Origin of the sequence: Granulicatella adiacens ATCC 49175 (assembly GCF_025150565.1) — a bacterium.
In the GTDB taxonomy this organism is placed as follows: domain Bacteria; phylum Bacillota; class Bacilli; order Lactobacillales; family Aerococcaceae; genus Granulicatella; species Granulicatella adiacens.
Genome location: NZ_CP102283.1, coordinates 1350073 through 1376413, shown reverse-complemented (window position 1 = coordinate 1376413; position 26341 = coordinate 1350073). Strand labels below are relative to the sequence as shown.

Here is a 26341-nt window from a genome sequence, read left to right as displayed (position 1 = left end):
TTCTAGAGGGTGTTTTTAAACTTTTAAAAATTGTGAAAATCAGCTATAATACTTGAGAATAAACACGAAGGAGAGACTCATGTCACATTTAAAAGAAGAAGTACAATCTCGCAAGACTTTTGCGATTATTTCCCACCCAGATGCTGGGAAAACAACGATTACAGAACAATTACTCTTATACGGGGGTGCGATTCGTCAAGCTGGTACCGTAAAAGGGAAAAAGACAGGGAAGTTTGCTAAATCTGACTGGATGGAAATCGAAAAACAACGTGGGATTTCTGTTACAAGTTCAGTGATGCAAGTGGAATACGATGGCAACCATATTAATATCGTGGACACACCAGGGCACGAGGACTTCTCAGAAGATACGTATCGTACATTAATGGCCGTGGATAGTGCCGTGATGGTTATCGACAGCGCTAAAGGGATTGAGCCGCAAACGAAGAAATTATTCGAAGTTTGTAGTATGCGTGGAATTCCAATTTTCACATTCATCAACAAATTAGACCGTGATGGACGTGAACCACTTGAATTAATCGCGGAATTAGAAGAAGTATTAGGCATTGACGCGTATCCAATGAACTGGCCAATGGGGATGGGGAAAACATTCCTTGGCTTATATGACATTTACAATAAACGTGTAGAATTGATGCATCCAGAAGAAAACGAAGATAATGACTTCCTACCATTAAACGAAGATGGGGAAGTGGACGGCGATTATGCGTTCAAACAATCAACGCTATATAACCAAGCAATCGAAGACGCACAACTTTTACTAGAAGCAGGGAATGCGTTTGATGAAGAGAAGATTGCGGCTGGTAAATTAACGCCTGTATTCTTCGGTTCAGCCTTAACAGGATTTGGGGTTCAAACATTCTTAGATGCATTTGTTGACTTCGCACCAAGCCCATCTGCGAAGAAGACAGAATCAGGGGAATTGGTAGATCCGTTACAAGAACAATTCACAGGATTCATTTTCAAGATTCAAGCAAACATGAACCTAGCCCACCGCGACCGTATTGCGTTTGTGCGTATCTGTTCAGGAGAATTCACTCCAGGGATGGACATTACAGTGAACCGTTCGCAAAAGAAAATGAAATTATCTCATACAACGCAATTCATGGCCGATAGCCGTGAAACAGTTAAAGCAGCCGTTGCAGGGGATATTATCGGACTTTACGATACAGGGAACTTCCAAATCGGAGATACGATTTATTCAGGAAAAACGCCAGTTCAGTTTGAACCACTCCCACAATTCACGCCAGAGCTCTTTAATAAAGTTTCTGCCAAAAACGTGATGAAGCAAAAATCATTCCATAAAGGAATCGAGCAGTTAGTACAAGAAGGGGCCATCCAATTGTACAAGACATACCATACAGGAGAATATATCCTTGGTGCCGTTGGTCAACTACAATTCGAAGTGTTCCAATACCGCTTATTAAATGAATACAATGCCGAAGTAGTCATGACACCAATCGGAAGTAAGATTGCTCGTTGGATTGATGAAGAACAACTGGATCCAAATATGTCATCAAGCCGTAACTTATTATGTCGCGACCGATTTGACCAACCAGTCTTCTTATTCGAAAACCAATTCGCCCTAAATTGGTTTAAAGATAAACATCCTGATGTAGAATTAAAAGCATTATTCTAATAAAAATAAGAGACTCTCTAATCACTTGATTAGAGAGTCTTTTCGCGTTTTTGATTAAGCCTCGTATCCCATTAGGATTCCGCCTTGTTCTGCATAATAGCTGCAGACCCCGCTTGTGTGGATACTAGAAACATCCGCATCTGGGAACTCGCTATGAACGGCTGCTTGAATTAAGCCACAGATTTCCGGGTTACTACAGTGGCTGATAACCACACGACCACCCTTGTAGCCATTTTTTTTCATTTCAGACCAAACTGCTTGAACAGCTTTCTTTTGACCTTTTGCTTTGTGAAGTAAGTTTAGTGTTCCTTCTGGTGAAGCGTCACCGACTAAGCGGATATTGAGCATTCCGATAACGGCGCCGACTAATTTATTTAATCGACCGTTTTTTACTAGGTTATCGACACGAGCAAGAGCAAATAATAGTTTAGTGCTCGCTAAATATTCTTTTAATGCTGCAACCACTTCTTCAAAAGAAAGTCCTTGAGCAATCAGTTCATTTGCCTTTTGGACAAATAGAACCATTTCACCACTTGCTGAAAGGCTATCGAAGACTTCAATATTTGTTTCAGGGGCTTCTTCTAATAACATTTTTTTGGCTAATTGAGCACTATTTTGGCTTCCTGATAGACCACCAGTAATTGTAATGGCAATAACATTTTCAGCACCTCTATAGGCCTCTAAAAAAGCATCTGGACTTGGACAAGCAGAAGCAGTTTTTTCCTTGGATTCATACATTTCAATCATCATAGCATCAATATCTAATGTTGCATCGTCTTTATAATGTTTCTCGCCCACTTGGACAGTTAATGGTACATTAATATATTCAGTATTTGGTGCTAGATTCTCGATTTCGCGTAAATCGCAACCAGAATCCGCAATTATTTTCCATTTCATAAGAGAATTCTCCTTTGGTAGTATAGTTCATACAAGAGTAATATACTTTGAACTTCAAAACAAGTCAACTAATCTAATTAAAACTTAACATTTTAGTGGAATTTTAGCGCTTTCTGTACTATTGTTAAGGAGTAGAAATAAATCTGAAGGAGGAGTATTATGACTCAAACAATTTCTTTTGGGTATGGATCAAAGCCAGCTCAATTATTATCGAATAAATTAAATCGACATGGAGTAATTGCTGGAGCCACAGGTACAGGGAAAACTGTTACTCTAAAAGTTCTTGCTGAACAATTAAGTGAAGCTGGTGTACCTGTATTACTTTCTGATATTAAAGGAGATTTAGCTAGCCTTGCCGAAAAAGGTGAAGTAACTGAAAAGATTGCTGAACGATTAAAAAAAGTACACGTAGAAGATTTTGAACCAAGTTCTTATCCTGTAGCGTTTTGGGATATTTTTGGAGAAAACGGAATTAATATTCGTACAACCATTTCAGAAATGGGCCCTATTTTATTATCTCAGCTGTTAGGATTAAATGAAACGCAAGAAGGCATTTTAAACATTGCGTTTAAAGTTGCTGATGAACAAGGTTTATTATTAATTGATATTAAAGATTTACGTGCAATGTTAAATTATGTTGGAGCTCATGCTTCTGAATTACGTAATTTATATGGAAATATTGCGCAACAATCTATTGGTACTATTTTACGCAGCTTATTAGTTCTAGAACAACAAGGTGGAAATCAGTTCTTTGGAGAACCAGCTTTTGAAATTGGAGATTTATTTAAAACAGATGCAAGTGGACGTGGAACCATAAATGTATTATCTTCTGAAAAGTTGTTCCAAACACCTAAATTATATGCAACTTTCTTATTATGGTTCTTATCAGAGTTATATGAAAACTTACCTGAAGTAGGAGATTTAGATAAACCAAAACTAGTATTCTTCTTTGACGAAGCACATGTATTATTCAATCAAAGCAACCCAGCTGTACAAGCAAAAATTGAATTAATTGTTCGTTTAATTCGTTCGAAAGGAATTAGTATTTTCTTCGTAACACAAAATCCAACGGATATTCCTAATGCGGTAGCCAGTCAGTTAGGAAATCGAATCCAACATGGCTTACGTGCGTTTACGCCAGCTGAGCAAAAAAATGTCAAATCAGTAGCTGAAACTTTCCGTCAAGAAGAAGGAAAAGATTTAGTTTCAGTGATTACGAATCTAAAAGTAGGGGATGCGGTAGTTTCTACTTTACAGGAAGATGGATCTCCAAGTTTTGCAGAAGTGGTTTCTATTTACCCACCAAAGAGTAAATTAGATGCGGTTGATGCTTTTGTTCGTCAACAGCTAGTAAATCAATCTCCATTCTATGATAAATATGCTGAAATGTTTGACCGTGAGTCTGCTCATGAGCAATTATTAGCATTAGAACAACAATTTCAACAAGAACAAGAAGAAGCTTTAGCTCAAAGAGAAGCTGAAAAACAAGCAGAAGCAGAACGTAAAGAAGCTGAAAAACAAGAAGCTCTTGCACAAAAAGAGGCTGAAAAACAGGCTAAATTAGAAGAAAAAGAACGTGAACGTCAAGAAAGAGAACTAGAACGTCAAGCACGACAAGCAGCAACTAAGAAAGGTGATTCTGCGATGGATCGCTTTACCAAAAATATTATGTCTAGCGTTGGACGTGAAGTAGGCCGAGTGATTACTCGCGGAGTAATGGGCTTGTTCAAAAAATAAGAGGAGGCTGTCCTATGGCAAATGTCGTTGTATTCTTAGCGGAAGGATTTGAAGAGATTGAAGGCCTTGCTACAGTTGATATTTTGAGAAGAGCAGGTCATATTGTTCATACAGTTGGCATTGGTGGACAAGTTATTACGGGTTCTCATAAAATTTCAGTGAAGACAGATGATGAATTAGAAACCTTTTATTGGGCTCAAATTGATGCATTAGTGCTTCCAGGTGGAATTCCAGGAGCTCATCATTTAAGAGAGAATGATTTCCTAATTCAAAAACTGAAAGAATATTCGAAAAAAGGGAAAATTATTGCAGCAATTTGTGCGGCACCAATTGTTCTACATAGGGCAGGATTGCTGAAAAAGAAAAAGTTTACTTGTTATCCCGGTTTTGAAGATGAAATTAATGACGGAATTTATACAGGAACGTTAGTTGAGAAAGATGGAAAAATCATCACGGGTTGTGGTGCAGCTGCAAGTTTCGAATTTGCTTATACAATAGCAGAAGCATTAGGAACAGATACCTCCGCACTTCGAGAAGGGATGCAGTACAATAAGCTTTTTAAAAAATAATAGTAGAAAGATTTGCCCTATTATTGGGGCAAATCTTTTTTGTTACAAAAACATTACAATGTTACAAAAATATTAAATGAATAACTTGATTTTTCCTTGGAAATTTGAGAGAATAAAGTATCAAAATCGACGTAATCTGTATTAGAAATTAGGGAAATATATGAGAAAAGAAGAAATTAATCAAGTAGTGAAGAAATTACGTAGTAAAGGAGTTCGTATTACCCCTCAAAGAGTGGCAATGCTAGAATTTTTAGCTAGCGTGGATACTCATCCAACTGCGGAAGAGATTTATACTGAATTAACAAGATAATATCCTCAAGTCAGTGTGGCGACAGTATATAACAATTTAAACCTGTTTATTAAAGAGGGTGTTGTTAAGGAATTAATGTATGGAGATAGTGCCAGTCGATACGATTTTGATTTAGGACAGCACTATCATGCTGTTTGCGATGTTTGTGGGAAAGTAGTGGATTTATATTATCCAGTTTTAGATGATGTTGAAAAAGCAGCAGAACAATTAACAGGGTTTAAAGTTAGAGGACATCGAATGGAAGTTTATGGGGTTTGTCCGGACTGTCAGAAAAAAGAAAAATAGTATTTAATAAGGGGTCGTGGAGAATGGAGAAGGTCATTCAACGAAGAGCCAATAATGGCAAAGAAAAACATTCAAAAAAAGAAAATAAATATACAAAAAATCCTGAAGAAATGCTAGAGACTGATTTGAAGGAAGAGGCAGTTCAAGAGGAGAATCAAGAGAACCAACGATTCGGTGGGAAGGATTCTAAAAAGAAAAGACCGAAAAAGAAAATTCCTAAAACTATTTTTTGGGTAATTGGAGTTTTAACTCTAGCTATTTTAGTATTTGAATTATTAACGATTCATCGTATTATGGCAGATCAATTTAATGAAGAAGAATTAAAACGTATTATTCAAGTTGAACAAGACGACACAAAAAAATATAACGAAAATTTTACGGTTAAAGATGAAACGAATGGCAACATTGAAATTCAGGAATTAATCCCTACAGATAGTTCTGGAAATGAAGTTGCTTCCATTGCTGAGCAGATTTCGACTTTAAAACAAACGGTGTTAGAAAAATACGCGGGTGCTTCAAAGAAAACTTTGATTTTTTTAAAAGCCTATCAAACAAAAGTTATTTCGAACGTAAATGATATTCATTACTATGTATCTGTATATCAACAAAAGGATCGTGGTTTTGAACAGAAAGAATTTTCGGAGTTAACACATAAACTTGTTTTCGCAGATACTTTACAACCATTTGAAATTTCAAAACTCTTTAATAATGATTTAGCAGTATCTAACTTTTTTGTAAAGAAAGCATTAGATGAATCTAAAGCAAATGGACTATCTGATGAGCAAACAGATAAAATTACTACTCAATTTAAAGATAACAATTGGAAGAAACTAGATACGTCAATCATTCAAAATGGAATTCGTATAAAATACAAAGACACAAACGATTCAGATGCAGAATGGACAATTCCTTTTACCGAGCTTTTTGCATATATGAATGAAAATATGATTCCGGAAACAGAGAAAGAGAACTATACACAATATCTTGCAGCTGTTAAAGAAAAACTAGGTAAGAAGAGAATTGCTTTATCGTTTGATGACGGCCCCCGACCTGAAACAACACCAAGAGTACTAGAAATTCTAAAAAAATATAACGCTCATGCAACATTTTATATCGTAGGAAGTCATGTAGAAGGTAATGAGTCTATTATTAAGCAAATTGTGGCTGAAGGACACGAACTTGGAAACCATAGTTATAGTCATCCTTTATTACCAAAGAAATCAGCAGACGAAGTGTATAAAGAGGTTCATAACACTTCAGACCTCATTGCCAAAGCTTCAGGTGGTTTAAGACCAATGAGTTTGCGTCCGCCATATGGTGGTTTTGATAAAATGGTAGCGGAGCAAGCAGGTATTGCTATAGTGAACTGGTCGATTGACTCGCTAGACTGGAAATATAGGGATGCAGCCAAAACAATTGAGCATATTAAGGAAAATGCTCATAATGGTGGAATCTTATTGATGCATGATATTCATGAAGAATCAGTAGAGGCATTACCAACAATTATTGAATACTTACAAGCAGAAGGTTACGAATTGGTGACTGTAGATGAATTGATGGCAGGACAACCATTAAAACCAAATCATGCATATTTTAACCGTGTTGATATTCAAAAAATAGATTAAGAAGCTTGCAATTTTACTGAAAATAAGGTACATTGAATAAGTGCTTAATGCACAGACCTTTTACAGAGTTTTGCGAATCACCAACGTTTTACTCAGTACAAGGCATAAATTAAAAGAAAGAGGTGTTTAGAAATGGCAATTTCTAAAGAAAAGAAAAACGAAATCATCAAAGAGTATGCATTACACGAAGGAGACACTGGTTCACCAGAAGTACAAATCGCTGTATTAACTTACGAAATCAACCACTTAAATGACCACATCCGTGTTCATAAAAAAGACTTCCACTCAAACCGTGGATTAATGAAAAAAGTTGGTCACCGTCGTAACTTATTAGCATACTTACGTAACAAAGATGTTCAACGTTACCGTGAATTAATCAACCGTTTAGGCTTACGTCGTTAATCTTAAACAAATGGAAGAACTCCCATGCATTCGTGCTTGGGAGTTTTTTAATGGATATTTATTATAGAAAAATAAGAAGATCAATATAACTTATAATGTATAAGTTATATTGCAAAATACAAATGATTAAAAAAAGGCACAAGTCCCAATTATTTGGAACTTGTGCCTTACTATTTTACATTTCTTTTATAGAGTGATCAATGATTTGTCTGTAACACATCATATTTTTATTATTGTAGGATTTAATCACATTTCGTAATAATTTGAAGGAAGAACGTCCTAATTCTAATGTATGAATATCAACATAAGCATCAATTCGAACAGAAGGTTGTACCGAGTCAAAAGTGATAATAGGCAAATGAATTTGTTTTTCATTTAAATATCGGACAGCTCCTTCTGTAAAAAGAGAGTCTGCTGTTACTAGACCATCAATGTTTCCTTCTTTAAGAAGTTCTTTTAAAGTATGGTATCCTTGTTCCCTCGTAAATTCAGATACTTGAGCAATAAGGCTATCATTTATTGGAATATCATATTTTTTTAGAGCTTTTTCATATCCTTTTAATCGGTCTCGGGATACAAATAATTGGTCGCGACCACCGATGAATGCAATAGATTTTGCTCCTTTTTGAATAATATATTCTGTTGCATCAAATCCTGCTTTTTCATTATTATTATCAACAAATGAAATAAGAGGGGATAATGTTTTTCCGATTACAACAGCCGGAAATTCTTGATCAATCGCAAATTCAACAAGGGGGTCCTCAATTTCTCCGTACAGGAAGATGAGTCCATCTACACGTTTTCCAAGAATCGTATCTTTTAGAATGGCTAAACGTTGATTCGTATCTTTTCCAGTACATAATTGTATCGAATATTGATGGTCCGCTGCTGTTTGCGAAATTCCTCGAATTACAGCAGGGAAAAATGAATTTTGATAAAAGATATCTGAGTCTTTGGGAAGAACAACGCCGATGACATTTGTTTTATTACTTGCTAAGCTTCTTGCATTAACATTGGGATGATAATTCAGTGAAGCCATGGCCTCACGTACTTTTTTCTTCGTCGCTTCACTTATACTAGATTTGTCTTGAAGTACTCTTGTAACAGTAGAAGGGGAGACTCCAGAAAGCTTTGCAACATCCTTAATAGTGGATGCCATCTATATTCCTCCTTTCCTAGTAGAGTGATTATTGAAATAAAAAATCTGGGCATGAAAACTGTTATTTTCACGCCCAGAGCATTTAAGGAACTATGATTTGATTGCTCCGTCAACCATACCTTTCATGATATGTTTTTGAGCGAATAGGAATAAGATGATTACTGGTAACATAATCAGTAATGTAGATGTTAGAATCATATCCCATTGTTTTGTAAATGATCCGGCAAAGTTTGATACCGCGATTGGTAATGTTTGAATCGCATTTCCTTTACCAAGTAATAGAAGTGGTAATAGGAAGTCATTCCAAATCCAAATTCCATTCAAGATTAAGATTGTAACGTAGATGGGTTTTAAGATTGGAAGAACTACGTAGAAGAATGTTTGCATTTTGTTACATCCATCTAATTCCGCAGCTTCTTCGATTTCTAAAGGCACCCCTTTAATGAATCCGTGGAACATGAATACTGATAGTGACATACCGAAACCAGTATACGCTAAGATAATCCCTGGATAAGAACGTAATAAGCTAAATCCAAATAATGGAGTAGTAATCGCATCACTTAAAACTTTAAACCAAGTAACAAGTGGATACATTACGACTTGGAAAGGAATAACCATTGAAGCTACGAAAATGAAGAAAATCACTGTCGAAGCTTTTGAACGGAAACGAACAAGTCCCCATGCAGCAAGAGCCGAAAATAGAGTGATTGTGAAAAGAGAAATCACAGTAATAATCGTTGATGATAAAAATGATGATGGGTAATTGATGGAAGGGTTATTCCAAATTGTAACGATATTAGTCCATAGTTGACCAAAACTTGCAGGTAAAGCTAACGGATCTGAAAGAATGTCAGCAGAGCTTTTAGCTGAGTTAATCACTAAAAGAACGATTGGACTCAAGAATAGTAAGAAAAGGATGACTCCTAAAATTTCTAGAAGTAAGATTCCCAATTTTTGTTTTTTCATTATAAGTCAATCTCCTTCCGTTTAGTGATTGAAGTTTGAATCAAGCTGATAACTACCAAGATAAAGAATAAAATAACTGCACGAGCTTGACCTAAAGCCATTAAGTTATCACCTGAAGCAGTATTATAAATGTTCATTGTAATAAACTCAGTACTTTGAATGGCTTTGTCATGCCATAGTAGTGAAGGACCACCACCTGTTAATGAGAAGTTCACATCGAAGATCTTGAATGAGTTAGTAATAGTCAAGAAGAGCGATACAGTGAACGCTGGCATTACCATTGGAATGATAATGTGACGTAGACGTTGCCATGCATTTGCACCGTCAAGTGAAGCAGATTCTACTAAACTTGAAGGTACATTTTGTAAAGCTGCAAAGTAAATCATCATAATATAACCAGCATATTGCCATGTGTTTGTAATGATTAATGCAGTCACAGCTAATTTCACATCTCCAAGGAACAAGTTATCGATTAAGAATTGGCTACCGATTAATTGTCCTAAAGCAGGGAATACTGAGTTATAGATGAATTGCCAAATATAACCAAGAACAAGTCCCCCGATTAAGTTTGGAATAAAGAATCCTGCGCGGAATATATCTTTTAATTTAATCTTGCTGGATACAAGTAAGGCAAGACTAAATGACACAATGTTTACCACGACAACGTTGAATAACGCAAAAATCACAGTAATCATTAAAGAATATTGGAAGCGAGTGTCAGCCAAACTTTCTGTAAAGTTTTTTAGACCTACAAATTGTAGGTTGGTTTGTGTAACGCTCTTCCAGTCGGTTAATGAATAGTAGAACCCTAAGAAGAAAGGCACAATAATAACGAGTGCAAAAATGATAAATGCTGGTAAAACTAATCTATAAAAATTGCGTTTTGCACGATCATCTCTGCTTAAGGCTTTCTTGTTTTTAGACATGAGAGAGTTCCTCCTTTTAATAATTTCCAGGTGGGGTAGCACCTGTATGTATACCTATTGTAGCACATAACCCACAGCCACTAAAAGGCAGCTGTGGGTTTGTTTACTACAATATTATTGATTATTTTTTAATCAAGCTTGGCACTTCTTTAATTTGGTTGATAATTAATTCTTGGAATTTAGCTTTATCAATTGAACCTTGAGCATATTGACCGTAAATTGGTCCTAATTTGTTCATTAAGAAGTTGTCAGGCATGAAGTATGGGTTGTCAAATGAGTAAACAGGTTTTTTAGCGCTAACCCATTCTGCTAAGAAACGAGATAATGGAGCAGATGGTTTCTCAGTAGTGTTAGCAAATGGAGAAATCATGTTCGCTTTGTTTACGATGTAGTCTTGACCTTCTTTAGTATCAGCTAAATCGTTGAAGAATTTATTGATAGATTCTAAAGCTTTAGTGTCTTTGTTAACTACGTAGTAAGATGGAGCACCAATGAATAATCCGTCAGCGTTTTTATCTTTACCTAATGTTTGATAAGGAATGAATCCCATTTCGAAGTTAGCATTTAATTGTTTTAAGTTAGGATCTTTCCAGTTACCTTGGTGAAGGAATGCAGCTTTTCCTGAAGCAAATGCTGAGTCCATATCTTCTTGAGTACCAACTGTTAAGAGTTTCTTATCAGTATGTTTGAATAGTAATTCAACCCAGTTAGTGTAGTTTTCTAAACGAGTTTTGTCCATTTCACCTTTTAGTACTTGGTTTGTTACTGAACGGTCACCGTTTGGAAGACCACTACTTAAGTAAGCACCAAAGTCATGGATACCCATGATCCAAGTTTCACCTTCTTTAGTTGCTGTAGCAACAACAGTAGATAATCCTAATTCATCTTTTTTACTTTCTAAAGTAGCCATTGCTTTCTCAACTGCTTCAAAAGAAGTTAGAGTAGCAGGATCAATTCCAGCTTTAGTTAAGATTTCTTTGTTGTAAGCTAATCCGTATCCTTCTACAGATACTGGGAATCCGTATACGTCGTTACCTTGTTTAAATTCAAACTCAGTTTTATCAATCCAGTCACCTTTTAATGGTTGTAGGTTGTCTTTCCACAAATCATATCCAGCTTGACCTTCAATTACGAATACGTCTGGTGCAGTACCTGCAGTAAATTCAGTTTTTAGTTGGTCAGAAATCTTACATGAACCAGAACAAGTTTTAATATTAACTTTAACTCCGTTTTTGTCTCCCCATTCTTTAGCATATGCTGTTAGGGCTTCTTGGATTTCGCTCTTATTACTATATAAAGTAAATTCTTTTTTGCTTTCAGAGCCTCCATTAGAAGAGTTTGATTGGTTACCTCCGCTTGCACAGCCTGCTAAAGCTAAACCAGCTAAGCCAACCATTAAAGATTTTTTAAACCATTTGTTTGCCATAATATTTTTCCTCCTTAAAATTCGTTGTAGATTACGCAAACGATTTCTTAACTGGTTTTAGTATACCGCTTCCATAAACCGTTTGCAAGTATTTTGTTAAAAAAAATTAAAGGAATAAAAAATACTGAATATAAGTGGTTTTTGGTTGAATTAAATAGAAATTAAGTTTATTTTATCCTTGTATATTCAAGATGTATTAAAAACTTATAAAATAATACTTGTTTTATTAAAAAAAATACTCTAATATTAAAGCAAACGGTTGCGCGAATTATTGCGCTTACATGGATAAATATACTGATTAAGGAGAGAGGTATCAAATATATGAGCAATAGAGAATCAGGTGTGTTAATGCATATTTCATCATTACCTGGTCAATATGGAATCGGAACTTTCGGTAAATCTGCATTTGATTTTGTAGATTTTCTAGTTCGTACGAAACAGACTTATTGGCAAATTTTACCATTAGGAACAACTAGCTATGGAGATTCACCATATCAATCTTTTTCGGCTTTTGCTGGAAATACAAACTTTATCGATTTCGATCTTTTAATAGAAGAAGGACTTCTAAGTAAAGAAGATGTTGAGATGAATTGGGGCGCTGAAGAAACAACGGTTGACTACGCATTATTATATGAAAAACGTCGACCTGTTTTAGAAAAAGCAGTGGCTGCTTTTCTATCTAAAGGAAAAACTCCAGCATACGAAAAATTTGTTGCAGAAAAAGCAGAATGGTTAGAGCCATTTGCAGAGTACATGGCGATTAAAGAATCCTTTGATATGAAACCGTGGACAGCTTGGAGCGACGAAGCGATTAAACGTCGTCAAAAAGATGCATTAGCAGAATATCGCTTACGTCTTGCAGAAAAATTGGAGTATCACCGTGTGACACAATTCTTGTTTGATGAACAGTGGCATGCTTTGAAAAAATACGCGAATGACAACTTCATTCAAATTATTGGCGATATGCCAATTTATGTAGCAGCAGATAGTGTAGAGATGTGGGCAACACCACATTACTTCAAAACTGATGAAGAAGGAAATCCACTTTGTGTTGCTGGATGTCCTGCAGATGATTTTTCTCCGCTAGGTCAATTATGGGGGAATCCAATTTATAATTGGGAAGCAATGAAAGAAGATGGGTTCACTTGGTGGAGCAAACGACTAAAAGCGAGCTTTGAATTGTTTGATGTGGTTCGTATTGACCACTTTAGAGGTTTCTCAGCTTATTGGGAAATTCCAGCAGAGGCTGAAAATGCAACAATTGGGAAATGGGTGAAGGGCCCAGGATATGATTTGTTTAAAGCAGTAAAGGAACAAATTGGAGATCTGCCGATTATTGCTGAAGATTTAGGATTTATGGATGAAGATGTCATCAATCTTCGTGAAGCTACTGGTTTCCCAGGAATGAAAATTCTGGAATTTGGATTTATGGGTGAAAATCCTAAGAGTGGAGATTTACCTCATCATTATCCAGTCAATGCGGTTGCCTATACAGGAACTCATGATAATGATACAGTATTAGGATGGTATAAGTCGGTTCCAACAGAAACAAGAGAATTTTGTAATCGTTACTTAAATCGACGTGATGAGGAACCAATTAGCTATGCTTTACTACGTGGGTTATATGGTTCGGTTAGTCGAATGACAGTTGCAACAATGCAAGATCTACTACAATTAGATGAGACGGCTCGTATGAACATTCCAAGTACGCTCGGAGGAAACTGGGTATGGAGAATGACCAAAGAGCAGTTAACAGAGTCTGTAGAAGAATTCTTACTTGGGATTACTGAATTGTATGATCGTGCAAATCCACATCTTGAAGAAGTGGAAGATGAAGAGGAGTTAGTAGAGGAAGAAAAGTAACCTCACGCAAACCAAAAAGGAGAGAACAATGAAAAATTTTAAACAATATGTAGAAGGAAACTTAGAAAAGTCTTTAAAAGACTGTACAAAAGAAGAAGTTTACTTAGCATTATTACAATTTACGAAAGAAAAAAGTGCAGCCTTACCACAAAATAATGGTAAGAAAAAAGTGTATTACATTTCTGCTGAGTTCTTAATCGGTAAATTATTATCAAACAATCTAATTAACTTAGGGCTTTACGATGAAGTGAAAGAAGTGCTATCAGAAGCTGGACATTCATTAGCTGAAATCGAAGAAATCGAATTAGAACCATCTTTAGGAAATGGGGGTCTAGGACGTCTAGCTGCGTGTTTCCTTGATTCCATCGCAACTCTTGGATTAACGGGAGACGGTGTTGGATTAAACTACCACTATGGCTTATTCGAACAAAAATTCAAAGATAACCAACAAGATGCTGTGCCAAACGTTTGGTTAACACCTGAAAGCTGGTTAGTTCCAACAGAAACTTCTTATAAAGTACCGTTTGCTGACTTTACATTGACTTCAAAAATGTTTGATATCGATGTTTTAGGATATGAACAATCAACTAAAAATAAATTACACTTATTCGATGTGGATTCAATTGACGAGTCTTTAGTTACAAGTGATTCAATTGAGTTTGATAAAACTCAAATCGCTAAAAACTTAACTTTATTCTTATATCCAGATGATAGTGATGAAGCAGGACACTTACTACGTATTTATCAACAATACTTCATGGTAAGTAATGGTGCTCAATTATTAATCGACGAAGCACTTGCTAAAGGAAGTAACTTACACGACTTAGCGGAATACGCAACAGTTCAAATTAACGATACGCACCCATCAATGGTGATTCCTGAATTAATTCGTTTACTTGGGGAACGTGGAATTGAATTTGATGAAGCAGTGGAAATCGTATCTGCAATGACAGCTTACACAAACCACACAATCTTATCAGAAGCGTTAGAAAAATGGCCTTTAGCATACTTAGAAAAAGTAGTGCCACATTTAGTGCCAATTATTAAAGAATTAGACGCTCGCGTAAAAGCAAAATATGAAGACCCATCAGTAGCCATCATCGACGAGCAGGACCGTGTTCACATGGCGCATATGGATATTCACTACGGATATAGCGTAAACGGTGTTGCGGCACTGCATACAGATATCTTAAAAGAAAGTGAATTAAAGAATTTCTACGAAATCTATCCTGAGAAATTCAACAACAAAACAAATGGGATTACATTCCGTCGTTGGTTAATGCATGCCAACCCAGAACTAGCTAAATTATTAGATGAAACAATTGGAACAGAGTGGCGTAAGGATGCTTCTAAATTAGAAGCGTTGAAAGCTTTCCGTCATGATGCGATTGTTCGCGAAAAATTAGACAAGATTAAACGTGATAACAAGAGACGTTTAAGTGTTTACTTGCAAGAAAAGCAAGGCATCACAGTGAATGAAAATTCTATTTTTGATATCCAAATCAAACGTATGCACGAATATAAACGTCAACAAATGAACGCTTTATATGTGATTCATAAATATTTAGATATCAAGAGCGGAAACATTCCAGCTAGACCAATCACCATTATTTTTGGTGGGAAAGCTGCACCTGCATATGTCATTGCCCAAGACGTGATTCATTTAATTCTTTCATTATCTGAATTAATCGCAAATGACCCAGAAGTAAGCCCACACTTACAAGTCGTAATGGTTGAAAACTACAATGTAACAGCAGCAACACACTTAATTCCAGCATGTAATATTTCTGAACAAATTTCTCTTGCTTCAAAAGAAGCCAGCGGAACAGGAAATATGAAATTCATGCTAAACGGGGCATTAACTCTTGGTACTGAAGACGGTGCGAACGTGGAAATCCACGAACTTGTTGGTGACGACAATATCTATATCTTCGGTGAAAAGAGTAATGAAGTCATTGCGCACTATGAAAAAGGCGATTACAACGCTGGCGAGTTTGCTAAGAGAGATGCAATCCGTCCATTAGTAGAATTCGTGAAGAGTGACGCTTTACTTGAAGTAGGAAATAAAGAACGTCTAGAACGTCTATACAACGAGTTAACTACAAAAGACTGGTTCATGACATTATTAGACTTAGAAGATTACATTGAAACAAAAGAACGTATGTATCGCGATTTCGAAAACAGAGACGAATGGAATGCTAAAGTGGTGACAAACATCGCAATGGCCGGCTTCTTCTCAAGTGACCGTACAATCGAAGACTACAACCGTGACATTTGGAAATTAAACTAAATCGATTGAATGAAGGGACACGGTGAATTCCATGCAAATTAAAAACGAAGCAATGCTGATCACTTACTCAGACAGCATGGGAAGCAATATGAAGGACTTAAAAGGCGTTTTGGATAAACATTTCCAAGGCGCGATTAGTGGGGTACATTTACTCCCATTCTTCCCGTCTACAGGGGATAGAGGATTTGCTCCAAGCGACTACACGCGTGTAGATCCGCTTCTGGGAACTTGGGAAGATGTGGATGCTCTAGGGGAACAATATTATTTAATGTTTGATTTCATGATTAACCATATTTCTCGTGAGTCTAAATTCTTCCAAGATTTTGTAAAAAATCACGAAAACTCACCTTACAAAGATATGTTTATTCGTATCCATGAGTTTTTCCCAGAAGGTCGTCCAAATCAAGCAGATATCGACTTGATTTATAAACGTAAAGATAAAGCGCCATTCCAAACTGTTCATTTTGCGGATGGAACGACTGAAGAAGTATGGAACACATTCGGGGAAGAGCAAATCGACCTTGATGTTCGTAAAGAAATCGTGAAAGAGTTTATTCGTGAAACGATTAAAGATATGGCAAGTCACGGATGCTCATTAATTCGTTTAGACGCATTTGCTTATGCAGTAAAGAAACTCGATACAAACGACTTCTTCGTAGAGCCAGATATTTGGGATTTATTAAATGAAGTTCGTGATGAAGCAGCGAAATACCAAGTGGAATTGCTTCCTGAAATTCATGAGCATTATTCAATTCAAATGAAGATTGCAGACCATGATTACTTCGTTTATGACTTTGCATTACCAATGGTAGTGTTATATTCACTATATTCAGGTAAATCAAATCGATTAGCCAACTGGTTACAAATGAGTCCGATGAAGCAATTTACAACACTGGATACGCATGACGGAATCGGTGTCGTGGATGCTAGAGACTTATTAACAGATGAAGAGTTAGATTACACTTCAAACAAATTATACGATGTAGGCGCCAACGTAAAACGAATCTACTCAAGTGAAAAGTACAATAACTTAGATATCTATCAAATTAACAGCACATACTACAGTGCTTTAGGAAATGATGATGCAAGTTACTTATTATCACGTGTGTTGCAATGTTTTGCGCCTGGTATTCCACAAATTTACTACGTGGGATTACTTGCTGGAGAAAATGACATCGAGTTATTAGAATCTTCAAAAGAAGGTCGCAACATCAACCGTCATTATTACACTTTAGAAGAAATCGACCGTGAAGTAGAACGTCCAGTCGTGAAAAAACTAATCAACTTATTACGCTTTAGAAATACATCAAAAGCGTTTGATTTAGAAGGTTCTTTTGAAGTAGAAACTCCAACTGAAAACACAATCGTGATTACACGTAAAGATGCTTCTGGTGCTGCCGAAGCACGTCTTGAAGCAAACCTAGAAACAAAAGAATTCACTATTTTCGAACAAGGAAATGTAGTCACTCTTTAATTTCTTCATTCGTAAATAACAATAGTAAGATGAGTGAGTTTATTCTCTAGAAAAGAGAATAACTCACTCGTTTTTTGTTTACAAAAAAATAGTACTTAATGGGCAGTTATGGTAAAATGACTCTGTATGACAAACTTTGTATCTTCTGGAGTCACCTTACTTTAGAAATAAAAGCGCTCGAACGCGTCGAACGTTTTCATTTCTAAAAGTAGGTCTGGAGGATACGTAAATAAGAGAAAAGGAGATTAGTTATGTCAGAAAAGAAAGTTTTTAGCTATAACTGGGGCGGACGTCAATTACAAGTTGAAATCGGCCAATTAGCAAAGCAAGCCAATGGTGCAGTGTTAGTACGTTACGGTGATACTGTTGTTTTAACAGCGGCTGTTGGTACAAAACAAGCAAAAGATACAGATTTCTTCCCGTTAACAGTAAACTATGAAGAAAAAATGTATGCTGCTGGTAAAATCCCTGGAGGTTTTATCAAACGTGAAGGTCGCCCAAGCGAACATGCTACTCTTACAGCGCGTCTTATTGACCGTCCAATTCGTCCAATGTTTGCGGAAGGTTTCCGTAACGAAGTACAAATCACAAATACGGTAATGTCAGTAGATCCTAACTGCCCACCAGAAATGGCTGCAATGTTTGGTTCTTCATTAGCATTATGTATTTCAGATATTCCATTTGATGGACCAATTGCTGGGGTAGACGTAGGTCGTGTAAACGGTGAATACGTGATTAACCCAACTACTGAACAAAAAGATAACTCAGATATCGAATTATCTGTAGCTGGTACTGCAACTGCTATCAACATGGTAGAAAGTTCAGCTAAAGAAGTGAACGAAGAAGATATGCTTGGAGCATTATTATTTGGTCACGAAGAAATCAAAAAATTAGTGGCTTTCCAAGAAGAAATCGTTCGCGAAGTCGGTAAAGAAAAAATGGAAGTGACTTTACTTTCATTCGACCCAGCTATCGAAGCACAAGTAAAAGATTTATTCAGCCAAGCCATGGTTCACGCGATTCAAACACAAGAAAAATTAGCGCGTGAAGCAAACATTGAAAAAGTAAAAGAAACAGCTATCGAGCACTTCGAAGCTGTCTTAGAAGAAAATGATGAAAAAGCTGGACTTCTAAAACAAGTTTCTCAATTAGTCGATAATTTAGAAAAAGACGAAGTACGTCGTTTAATTACTGAAGAAAAAGTACGTCCTGATGGTCGTAAGATTGACGAAATTCGTCCATTATCTTCAGAAATCGACTTATTACCTCGGGTTCACGGTTCAGGTTTATTCACTCGTGGACAAACGCAAGCATTAACTTCAGCAACACTTGCACCTCTTGGAGAATATCAAGTGATTGATGGTTTAGGAATTGAAGAAGGAAAACGATTCATTCACCACTACAACTTCCCACAATTCTCTGTAGGTTCAGTTGGTCGTGCTGGTAGCCCAGGTCGTCGTGAAATTGGTCACGGTGCACTAGGGGAACGTGCATTGAAACAAGTGATTCCAAGTCCAGAAGACTTCCCATACACAATCCGTCTTGTATCCGAAGTATTAGAATCAAATGGTTCTTCTTCTCAAGCAAGTATTTGTGCGGGAACATTAGCATTGATGGCTGCCGGTGTGCCAATTAAAGCACCTGTAGCAGGTATCGCGATGGGTCTTATTTCTGACGGTACAAACTATACAGTCTTAACAGATATCCAAGGGTTAGAAGACCACTTAGGAGACATGGACTTTAAAGTGGCAGGAACTAAAGACGGTATTACAGCTCTTCAAATGGATATTAAGATTCAAGGGATTACAGAACAAATCTTACGTGAAGCCCTAACACAAGCGAAGAAAGCACGCTTTGAAATCCTTGAAGAATTAACTTCAACAATTGCTGAACCTCGTAAAGAGTTAAGCCCATATGCACCTAAGATTGAAATGATTTCTATCCACCCTGATAAGATTAAAGTGGTTATCGGACGTGGCGGGGAAACAATCAACTCTATCATTGACGAAACAGGCGTTAAAATCGATATCGACCAAGAAGGTCACGTATCAATTGCTTCTACAGATGCTGCTATGATTCAACGTGCAAAAGAAATCATCGAAGATTTAACACGTGAAATCGAAGTTGGACAAGTATACGAAGGAACAGTGCGCCGTATCGAAAAATTCGGTGCATTCGTTGAAATTGCTAAAGGAAAAGATGGATTAGTTCATATTTCTGAATTAGCGCACGAACGCGTTGGTAAAGTAGAAGATGTACTAGCTCTAGGCGATAAAGTAACGGTTAAAGTTATCGAAATCGACGGACAAGGACGTATTAACTTATCACGTAAAGTATTATTACCAAAAGAAGATAAAGAGTAAGTATTACGGATTTTAATAGATAAAATTTTAAAACACTTCCTGCATCAGTGTGGTTGTCATACCGATGTAGGAAGTGTTTTTTTCTTCTCAAAAAAACGATCTTATTCCAAGTGCTTTGGAGTAAGATCGTTACTATTTGATATTTAATTTTAGTGAAGGACTTTATTTAAGAAGTTTTGAGTACGTTCGTTTTGTGGGTTACCAAACACTTCCGCAGGAGTTCCTTCTTCGATGATATAACCACCATCCATAAAGATAACGCGATCGCTAACCTCACGCGCAAATCCCATCTCGTGTGTTACCACGACCATTGTCATCCCTTCTTTAGCTAGGTTTTGCATTACTTCTAATACATCCCCAACCATCTCAGGGTCGAGTGCTGAAGTTGGTTCATCGAATAATAACATTTTTGGTTTCATTGCAAGCGCACGGGCAATAGCCACACGTTGTTTTTGACCACCTGAAAGTGATTTAGGAGAGACATTCGCTTTATCTGCAAGTCCTACCATGCCAAGTAGTTCCATCGCATGTTCTGTGGCAGCTTCCTTTGTCTCACGACCTAATTCTACTGGGGCAAGTATGATATTTTCTAGAACGCTTAGGTGAGGAAAGAGGTTAAAGTGTTGGAACACCATTCCGATTTCCTCACGAACTTTATTTAAGTTAGTTTTCTTATCTGTTAAATCATGACCGTCAATGATGATATGACCGCTATTAATTTTTTCAAGACGGTTTAAACAACGAAGAAAAGTTGATTTACCAGAACCAGAAGGTCCGATAATACAAACGACTTCGCCTTCCTCAATAGAAAGGTCGATGGATTTTAATACTTCTAAGTTGCCATATTTCTTTTGTAGTTTTTGAACTTCGATAATAGCCATTATTTTAAATTCCTTTCTAAGTGAGCTGAAAGTTTCGTTAATAGAACAATTACGATTAAGTACATCACGCCGACGATTAACCACATTTGACTTGATTGTAAGTTACGAGCGATGATGACTTTACCTGTTTGTGTTAATTCGGCGATACCGATAATTGAAAGGATAGAAGTGTCCTTCAATGTGATAACGAATTGGTTGATGAATGAAGGAACCATAATTCGAATCGCTTGCGGCAAGATAACTTTTTGCATGCTTTTTGAATATGGTAGACCTAAACTCATGCAAGCTTCGTATTGGCCTTTATCAACTGCTTGGATACCCCCACGGATAATTTCTGCGATATAAGCGGAAGCATTCAAGCTTAAGGTGATAACACCTGCTACGAATGGTTGCATCGTAATATCGAAGGCTTGTGGAATTCCAAAGTAGATGAAGAACGTTAATACAATTAACGGTACACCGCGGATGGTATCAATGTAAAATCCTGCGATTGCTTGAACGATACTGTTTTGGCTTGTTTTAATTAAACCGAAGATAATACCGATTAAACTTGCAAAGATTAAAGCAACAACCGTTAATACAATCGTATTCCATAAACCAGTTGCAAGAGTTTTCCAGTTTGTTTTAATTAAGCCTAGAATGCTTGTTGCTTCTGTGTTTTCATTAGCATTCGTAGTGTATTTGTTGATGATTTCATCATACTTACCACTTTCTTTTAGTTTTTTCAAACCATTGTTGAAAGCAGCGATCAATTCAGCATTTTCACCTTTATTCACAGCAACACCATATTCTGTTTTGTTTTCGTTATGGTCTGTCATTTTTAAAGGTAAGTTGTTTGATGTGATTGAGTAGGCAAGTACTGGATAGTCTTCAAATAAAGCGTCGCTGTTTCCTACCATTACATCTTGGTACATACTTGATGAATCTTCAAAAGTTGTGATTGTAAAGCCATATTTACTCTTGATAGATTCAGCATAAGTGGCACCTTGTGTTCCTAATTTAACGGCAACTTTTTTTCCTTTTAAATCAGAAAGGCTTGTGATGTCAGAGTTTTTTGAAACTCCCATTCCGATTCCGCTGTCATAGTAACTATCTGTGAAGTTGAATTTTTGTTTACGTTCATCAGTAATTCCCATTCCAGCCATAACAGCGTCTACTTGTCCAGCTTCTAGGGCTTGAACAGCTGCATTAAAGCCAAGAGCCTTAAATTCTACTTCGAAGCCTTCAGCCTCTGCGATACTCTTCATTAATTCAATATCAATTCCGACATATTCACCATTTGTATCTTGGTATTCAAATGGTGCGAATGTAATATCTGTTGCGATTACATATTTTTTAGTTTCTGCTTTTACAGAATTTGTCGGAGAAACGAGGGATAGAAGAGTCATCAATAGAGTGACTAGAACAGCTCCCAAGCTAAATTTCTTTATGTTCATACATATTCCTCCAAATCTACCTTATGTAAAAGGTTTTTCCATTATATGGAAGATTTTCTGAAAATGCAAAAATCAACTCTCATCTCATGTTACATTATATAACATAGCAGTCGATGAATAAAAAATCTCTTCTCTAATAAAAGAGAAGAGAATCATCATTATTTTTCTTCTTCAAGGACACGCCAAATCGCTTTTGCCACACCGCCGTTAACATTGGTGTCTGTCACAAAATCAGCAACAGCTTTAACTGCCTCTGGAGCATTTCCCATCGCAACACCGATTCCAGCATCATGAATCATCGAAACATCATTAAAATTATCGCCGATAGCAAAAGTTTGTTTCATGGATAATCCAAGTGTTTCGGCGTAGTGGGCAACAGCAATGCCTTTTTGTGCATCTTTATGGTTAATTTCCAAATCGGTATAAAATGCGGAAGTGACCACGAGATTTGGATGCACTTGATTGATATGCTCACGAATAGGTTTGAAATAAGTAGGTCCATCTTCGTGTGATACGATAATCTTGAACACTTTAATATCCGGAATCGATAGCACTTCTTCAGAAGTAGTAACATCGGTTGCTTCTAAAAGAATTTTTAGCTGCTTAATTTCTTCCTTTAGTTGCTCAGGTGTTAAATTGTTTCTTTCCACCTTTTTTCGTTCAATTACCTTGTTGATAAAGAGAGCGTAGTTCTTTCTAAAGTTTCCTTCAGAAGTTACAAGTTGCCAATCCAAGTCAATCGAATCGAAGTAGTCCAATAGGGTATAGACGGTGTCATGGGGAATGGTTACTTCCCAAATAATGTCATGTTTTTTATCGAAAATCTGAGCGCCATTCATCGCAATCACAGGAAGATGTAGATTTGCCTGCTCGAGTGCAAAATTGGCTTGAAGATAATCACGTCCGGTACAAACGATGAAGTGTTTTCCTAATTTTTGCAATTTGCGAATAGCTTTGACGTTGTTTTTATGAATCTCTACATGATTTGTGAGGAGAGTACCGTCCATATCCGATGCAAATAATTTTATCATAAGAGTAGACCTTCTATTTCATTTCGTTTAGATGTGTTTGTAACGTTTGAATTTTATCTTGAATACGTCTGAAGCGCGGTTTATTTTCCAATTGGAATTTGGTTACTTCTTCTTGAATAGAGTTCACAACTGCCATTGTTTGTGGAACAATCACGTCTTGGATTTCTTTAATGCCTCTTTCAAGGGTTGCTTTTCCGTTATGAATAACCGCGACTTCTTGACTAACTTCCTGAATCTGTTTGGATAAGATTTCGCGGTTCTCTTTTCCACTTCTTGGGTTGTTTAATAAGGCAACGACACCACCGATGACACTACCAAAAATAAAACCTTTTAGAAATTTACTCATTGATTATGCCTCCATTTGTTCGCGGATTGATTGCGCAATTTTTGCTAATACTTCTGAATTTGGATTTGTTGGGTGCCATTTTAATCCAAAACCATCTTCTTTTGTATAGCGTGGGATTAAGTGGATATGAGAGTGGAAGACGCTTTGGTATGCCAATTCACCATTATTACTTAAAATATTTAATCCTTTAATATCTGGGTTTGATGCTTGAACGGCACGTGCAATTTTAGGAATACGTGCAAAAACTGCGCTTGCTAAGTCTTCATCATATTCGAAGATATTGGCAACATGTTTTTTAGGAACAACCAGTGTGTGTCCTGGTGTCACTTGAGAAATGTCAAGGAACGCGACTACTACGTCATCTTCATACACGATATGTGCTGGAATTTCTTTATTAATAATTTTATCAAAAATACAATCTGTCATGGTATTTCCTCCTTGAGTTTGTACCTCTATCGTATCAAAAAAAGCCTTGAAATGAAAGGATTGCAGAACGGAGATTTGTTATTTTGTCCCTAGAACGAATTCACTCGATTATAGTTTACTGAATTTGAGAAAGTGCATTTATATAGCGTTCTTTCACACTTTTTTGGCTTTATGGTATAATGAAGAGAATAGTTAGATAGGAGAAATTATATGTCACTACAATTAAACAATGTAACTGCAGGATATACAAAAGTTCCTGTCATTACAGACATCACTTTTGATGTAAATCCTGGTGAAATTTGTGGGCTTATCGGTTTGAATGGTGCCGGAAAGAGTACGACGATTAAAACGATTATTGGACAACTTACCCCTTTTAGCGGAAGAGTGGAAGTGGAGAAGCTTAGTATCCTCGAAAACCAACGAGGCTACCGTCAGTCGATTGCGGTCATTCCAGAAAGTCCAGTTCTTTATGAAGAATTGACGTTTAGAGAGCATATTGAATTTGTGGCTCGTTCATATAACCAAATGAACGAAGAAACAATGGCCCATGCAATGGAACTCGTGGAAGCATTTCGTTTAACGAAGCAATTGGATTGGTTCCCAGCGTATTTTTCAAAAGGGATGAAGCAAAAAGTGCTCATCGTCTGTGCATTAATGCTTGACGTGCCCGTCTATGTGGTCGATGAACCATTTTTAGGACTTGATCCACTAGGGATTCGTACCTTACTTCAAGTCTTAAAAGAGAAAAAAGAAAAAGGCGCAGCGATTTTAATGTCGACGCACGTACTAGATACGGCAGAGAAGTATTGTGATCGTTTCATCGTGTTACACGAAGGAAAAGTAATTGCGCAAGGCGATATCGAAGGCTTACGAGCAACTTCGAATATTGAAGAAAATTCTCTAGAGGAAATTTACTTTGCATTAACGACAGGGGACGATGCCCATGAATAGTGCAACAATTTTTGAGGCTCGCGTAAGAAAATATCAAAAGAAAAGCATGAAGTATATTCGCTATATGCTTAATGATCATTTCTTGATTGTTTTATTTTTCTTATTTGGCTTTATCATGGTGCAATACTCGAATTGGATTCAAACGATTCGTGTATTGGAATGGCCTTTACTAGGGTTACTTGCAGTTCTACTAGCGAGTGTTCCATTCTTTGGCGGTGTAGCAACGTTGCTCGAACCAGCCGATGGAATCTTTTTATCGGTAGTGGGGCAAGACTTTAAGGCGTACTTACAAAAAGCGATTCGTCGTAGTTGGGCGCTTCCGCTACTTGTGATGCTGGCTTCCTCTGGAATTGTCTTTCCAATCGTAGCACAAGCCTTTGGAACGAATATGAGTATGTTCACAAAGATATTCCTCTTACAAGTGCTCTTTAAAGATTTATTATTCCGTTGTACGAAATACGCTTATCGTGGAGTGCTTCATTTTACATGGATAGAAAAACTCGGTATTTACTTAATTGCAGTAGCGAATTTCTTCGGAATGTTTTTATGGATTTCTGAAGGGTGGTCATTTGTATTATTAGTGATTCCAATCCTTCTAAGTATTTTTATCGAGTACTATTATGGGAAAGCGGCTTTTGTATACCGCTTCGATTCTATGATTGAATTGGAATTAGAAAGACAGCAACGAATTTATCGTTTATATGCGTTGTTTGTAGATGTGCCAATGGTTCATAAACCTCAAGCCCAACGTCGTTCTTATTTAGATGCTGTATTGAAGGTACTTGTTGGAAAGAATCCAAGTGGTCACCGCTATTTAGTGAGTCGTACGGTCGTTCGTACGAGTCAATATATGAGTTTATTATTACAACTGGCGGTTGTTAGTTTTGTAGTCGCATTATTTTCTCAAGAGTATTATTGGAATTTTATCGTCAATGCGTTACTTGTGATGCTATTAGGATTCCAACTCGTTGGTGTTATCCAAAGTGCCAACACGCAAAATAGTCATTTTTCTTCTCTTGCAGATAACAACGCACGTCTTCAGGATAATTTATCAGTCCTAATGTGGACGATGGTCGCATCTGGTATTGTACTTGGAATTTCTTCAGTAATGGGAATGCGTGAAGTAATTGGTTTAGTAGGGATTATTTTTTATCCGGTTTTCGGAATTTTATTCACTCAATTTTATTTACGTTATCGATTATTAAAGAAAAGAAGAAAAATATAGAATATATATATCAAAGTAGGTCAAGAGCTTGACTGTATGGGGATAAAACCATAAAATAAAAGAATAGATTTATTATAGAAATCAATAGAATTTGTCGTT

At 36.7% G+C, this 26341-nt stretch carries 21 protein-coding genes and 1 pseudogene; 12 read left to right on the top strand and 10 right to left on the bottom strand.

Annotated elements, in window-relative coordinates; translation table 11 throughout:
- Nucleotides 1-79: 79 nt before the first annotated feature.
- Nucleotides 80-1654 (top strand): peptide chain release factor 3, encoded by a 1575-nt coding sequence (locus tag NQ540_RS06730; RefSeq protein ID WP_005606680.1) that lies wholly within the window; start codon nucleotides 80-82, stop codon nucleotides 1652-1654.
- Between the two features lie 54 nt (nucleotides 1655-1708).
- Here the strand turns inward: NQ540_RS06730 and NQ540_RS06725 are convergent, their stop codons facing one another.
- The gene (locus NQ540_RS06725) at nucleotides 1709-2551 is read right to left on the bottom strand and encodes a DegV family protein (protein ID WP_005606678.1); all 843 of its coding nucleotides are present in this window, start codon (nucleotides 2549-2551) and stop codon (nucleotides 1709-1711) included.
- A 159-nt stretch (nucleotides 2552-2710) separates the two neighbouring features.
- Here NQ540_RS06725 and NQ540_RS06720 point away from each other — a divergent pair, with 159 nt between their 5' ends.
- The 5 genes and pseudogenes from NQ540_RS06720 (at nucleotide 2711) to rpsO (ending at nucleotide 7479) form a co-directional block, all read left to right on the top strand.
- Nucleotides 2711-4288: a helicase HerA-like domain-containing protein gene (locus tag NQ540_RS06720; RefSeq protein WP_005606676.1), complete on the top strand. Its 1578-nt coding sequence runs from the start codon at nucleotides 2711-2713 to the stop codon at nucleotides 4286-4288.
- 14 nt (nucleotides 4289-4302) lie between these two features.
- The gene (locus NQ540_RS06715) at nucleotides 4303-4857 is read left to right on the top strand and encodes a DJ-1 family glyoxalase III (RefSeq protein WP_005606675.1); all 555 of its coding nucleotides are present in this window, start codon (nucleotides 4303-4305) and stop codon (nucleotides 4855-4857) included.
- 160 nt (nucleotides 4858-5017) lie between these two features.
- Nucleotides 5018-5452, top strand: a pseudogene (locus tag NQ540_RS06710) (Fur family transcriptional regulator).
- Nucleotides 5453-5475: 23 nt separating this feature from the next.
- Nucleotides 5476-7077, top strand: coding sequence for a polysaccharide deacetylase family protein (locus NQ540_RS06705; protein ID WP_005606671.1), 1602 nt, complete (start codon nucleotides 5476-5478; stop codon nucleotides 7075-7077).
- A 132-nt stretch (nucleotides 7078-7209) separates the two neighbouring features.
- On the top strand, nucleotides 7210-7479 hold the full coding sequence (gene rpsO, locus NQ540_RS06700; RefSeq protein ID WP_005606669.1) for a 30S ribosomal protein S15: 270 nt from the start codon (nucleotides 7210-7212) through the stop codon (nucleotides 7477-7479).
- A gap of 175 nt (nucleotides 7480-7654) precedes the next feature.
- On the opposite strand, the gene NQ540_RS06695 is transcribed toward rpsO, so the two are convergent.
- From NQ540_RS06695 to NQ540_RS06680, 4 genes are all read right to left on the bottom strand, one after another.
- Nucleotides 7655-8638: a LacI family DNA-binding transcriptional regulator gene (locus NQ540_RS06695; RefSeq protein ID WP_005606668.1), complete on the bottom strand. Its 984-nt coding sequence runs from the start codon at nucleotides 8636-8638 to the stop codon at nucleotides 7655-7657.
- Between the two features lie 90 nt (nucleotides 8639-8728).
- Complete coding sequence (locus tag NQ540_RS06690) at nucleotides 8729-9604, bottom strand: carbohydrate ABC transporter permease (RefSeq protein WP_005606666.1); 876 nt, start codon at nucleotides 9602-9604, stop codon at nucleotides 8729-8731.
- A complete protein-coding gene (locus tag NQ540_RS06685; RefSeq protein WP_005606664.1) occupies nucleotides 9604-10530 on the bottom strand; it encodes a carbohydrate ABC transporter permease in 927 nt (308 codons plus the stop codon). The genes NQ540_RS06690 and NQ540_RS06685 overlap by 1 nt, the downstream gene beginning before the upstream one ends.
- A 121-nt stretch (nucleotides 10531-10651) precedes the next feature.
- On the bottom strand, nucleotides 10652-11956 hold the full coding sequence (locus tag NQ540_RS06680; RefSeq protein ID WP_005606663.1) for an ABC transporter substrate-binding protein: 1305 nt from the start codon (nucleotides 11954-11956) through the stop codon (nucleotides 10652-10654).
- 297 nt (nucleotides 11957-12253) lie between these two features.
- Here NQ540_RS06680 and malQ point away from each other — a divergent pair, with 297 nt between their 5' ends.
- The 4 genes from malQ (at nucleotide 12254) to pnp (ending at nucleotide 19946) form a co-directional block, all read left to right on the top strand.
- Nucleotides 12254-13819 carry a 4-alpha-glucanotransferase gene (malQ, locus tag NQ540_RS06675; RefSeq protein ID WP_259912643.1) on the top strand — a complete coding sequence of 522 codons (1566 nt, stop codon included), beginning with the start codon at nucleotides 12254-12256 and terminating at the stop codon, nucleotides 13817-13819.
- Between the two features lie 28 nt (nucleotides 13820-13847).
- Nucleotides 13848-16109, top strand: coding sequence for a glycogen/starch/alpha-glucan family phosphorylase (gene glgP, locus NQ540_RS06670; RefSeq protein WP_005606660.1), 2262 nt, complete (start codon nucleotides 13848-13850; stop codon nucleotides 16107-16109).
- A 31-nt stretch (nucleotides 16110-16140) separates the two neighbouring features.
- On the top strand, nucleotides 16141-17583 hold the full coding sequence (gene gtfA, locus NQ540_RS06665; protein WP_005606658.1) for a sucrose phosphorylase: 1443 nt from the start codon (nucleotides 16141-16143) through the stop codon (nucleotides 17581-17583).
- 251 nt (nucleotides 17584-17834) lie between these two features.
- Nucleotides 17835-19946, top strand: a complete 2112-nt coding sequence (gene pnp, locus NQ540_RS06660; RefSeq protein ID WP_005606657.1) for a polyribonucleotide nucleotidyltransferase — start codon at nucleotides 17835-17837, stop codon at nucleotides 19944-19946.
- Between the two features lie 149 nt (nucleotides 19947-20095).
- Here the strand turns inward: pnp and NQ540_RS06655 are convergent, their stop codons facing one another.
- From NQ540_RS06655 to NQ540_RS06635, 5 genes are all read right to left on the bottom strand, one after another.
- On the bottom strand, nucleotides 20096-20827 hold the full coding sequence (locus NQ540_RS06655; RefSeq protein ID WP_005606655.1) for an amino acid ABC transporter ATP-binding protein: 732 nt from the start codon (nucleotides 20825-20827) through the stop codon (nucleotides 20096-20098).
- On the bottom strand, nucleotides 20827-22263 hold the full coding sequence (locus NQ540_RS06650; protein ID WP_005606653.1) for an amino acid ABC transporter substrate-binding protein/permease: 1437 nt from the start codon (nucleotides 22261-22263) through the stop codon (nucleotides 20827-20829). The genes NQ540_RS06655 and NQ540_RS06650 overlap by 1 nt, the downstream gene beginning before the upstream one ends.
- Nucleotides 22264-22421: 158 nt before the next feature.
- Nucleotides 22422-23294, bottom strand: coding sequence for a Cof-type HAD-IIB family hydrolase (locus NQ540_RS06645; RefSeq protein ID WP_005606651.1), 873 nt, complete (start codon nucleotides 23292-23294; stop codon nucleotides 22422-22424).
- A gap of 13 nt (nucleotides 23295-23307) precedes the next feature.
- Complete coding sequence (locus tag NQ540_RS06640; RefSeq protein WP_005606650.1) at nucleotides 23308-23640, bottom strand: YtxH domain-containing protein; 333 nt, start codon at nucleotides 23638-23640, stop codon at nucleotides 23308-23310.
- A gap of 3 nt (nucleotides 23641-23643) precedes the next feature.
- Entirely contained in the window at nucleotides 23644-24066 is a 423-nt protein-coding gene (locus NQ540_RS06635) for an HIT family protein (RefSeq protein ID WP_005606648.1), read from the bottom strand.
- A gap of 210 nt (nucleotides 24067-24276) precedes the next feature.
- Here NQ540_RS06635 and NQ540_RS06630 point away from each other — a divergent pair, with 210 nt between their 5' ends.
- Both NQ540_RS06630 and NQ540_RS06625 read left to right on the top strand, forming a co-directional pair.
- Nucleotides 24277-25017 (top strand): ABC transporter ATP-binding protein, encoded by a 741-nt coding sequence (locus NQ540_RS06630; protein WP_005606646.1) that lies wholly within the window; start codon nucleotides 24277-24279, stop codon nucleotides 25015-25017.
- Complete coding sequence (locus tag NQ540_RS06625; RefSeq protein ID WP_005606645.1) at nucleotides 25010-26242, top strand: ABC transporter permease; 1233 nt, start codon at nucleotides 25010-25012, stop codon at nucleotides 26240-26242. The genes NQ540_RS06630 and NQ540_RS06625 overlap by 8 nt, the downstream gene beginning before the upstream one ends.
- Nucleotides 26243-26341: the final 99 nt, after the last annotated feature.

What these genes read in the sequence shown, in the direction of transcription:
- NQ540_RS06730 (WP_005606680.1), top strand. Translation starts at nt 80, where the DNA reads ATGTCACATTTAAAAGAAGAAGTACAATCTCGCAAGACTTTTGCGATT.
- NQ540_RS06725 (WP_005606678.1), bottom strand. Translation starts at nt 2,551, where the DNA reads ATGAAATGGAAAATAATTGCGGATTCTGGTTGCGATTTACGCGAAATC.
- NQ540_RS06720 (WP_005606676.1), top strand. Translation starts at nt 2,711, where the DNA reads ATGACTCAAACAATTTCTTTTGGGTATGGATCAAAGCCAGCTCAATTA.
- NQ540_RS06715 (WP_005606675.1), top strand. Translation starts at nt 4,303, where the DNA reads ATGGCAAATGTCGTTGTATTCTTAGCGGAAGGATTTGAAGAGATTGAA.
- NQ540_RS06705 (WP_005606671.1), top strand. Translation starts at nt 5,476, where the DNA reads ATGGAGAAGGTCATTCAACGAAGAGCCAATAATGGCAAAGAAAAACAT.
- rpsO (WP_005606669.1), top strand. Translation starts at nt 7,210, where the DNA reads ATGGCAATTTCTAAAGAAAAGAAAAACGAAATCATCAAAGAGTATGCA.
- NQ540_RS06695 (WP_005606668.1), bottom strand. Translation starts at nt 8,638, where the DNA reads ATGGCATCCACTATTAAGGATGTTGCAAAGCTTTCTGGAGTCTCCCCT.
- NQ540_RS06690 (WP_005606666.1), bottom strand. Translation starts at nt 9,604, where the DNA reads ATGAAAAAACAAAAATTGGGAATCTTACTTCTAGAAATTTTAGGAGTC.
- NQ540_RS06685 (WP_005606664.1), bottom strand. Translation starts at nt 10,530, where the DNA reads ATGTCTAAAAACAAGAAAGCCTTAAGCAGAGATGATCGTGCAAAACGC.
- NQ540_RS06680 (WP_005606663.1), bottom strand. Translation starts at nt 11,956, where the DNA reads ATGGCAAACAAATGGTTTAAAAAATCTTTAATGGTTGGCTTAGCTGGT.
- glgP (WP_005606660.1), top strand. Translation starts at nt 13,848, where the DNA reads ATGAAAAATTTTAAACAATATGTAGAAGGAAACTTAGAAAAGTCTTTA.
- gtfA (WP_005606658.1), top strand. Translation starts at nt 16,141, where the DNA reads ATGCAAATTAAAAACGAAGCAATGCTGATCACTTACTCAGACAGCATG.
- pnp (WP_005606657.1), top strand. Translation starts at nt 17,835, where the DNA reads ATGTCAGAAAAGAAAGTTTTTAGCTATAACTGGGGCGGACGTCAATTA.
- NQ540_RS06655 (WP_005606655.1), bottom strand. Translation starts at nt 20,827, where the DNA reads ATGGCTATTATCGAAGTTCAAAAACTACAAAAGAAATATGGCAACTTA.
- NQ540_RS06650 (WP_005606653.1), bottom strand. Translation starts at nt 22,263, where the DNA reads ATGAACATAAAGAAATTTAGCTTGGGAGCTGTTCTAGTCACTCTATTG.
- NQ540_RS06645 (WP_005606651.1), bottom strand. Translation starts at nt 23,294, where the DNA reads ATGATAAAATTATTTGCATCGGATATGGACGGTACTCTCCTCACAAAT.
- NQ540_RS06640 (WP_005606650.1), bottom strand. Translation starts at nt 23,640, where the DNA reads ATGAGTAAATTTCTAAAAGGTTTTATTTTTGGTAGTGTCATCGGTGGT.
- NQ540_RS06635 (WP_005606648.1), bottom strand. Translation starts at nt 24,066, where the DNA reads ATGACAGATTGTATTTTTGATAAAATTATTAATAAAGAAATTCCAGCA.
- NQ540_RS06630 (WP_005606646.1), top strand. Translation starts at nt 24,277, where the DNA reads ATGTCACTACAATTAAACAATGTAACTGCAGGATATACAAAAGTTCCT.
- NQ540_RS06625 (WP_005606645.1), top strand. Translation starts at nt 25,010, where the DNA reads ATGAATAGTGCAACAATTTTTGAGGCTCGCGTAAGAAAATATCAAAAG.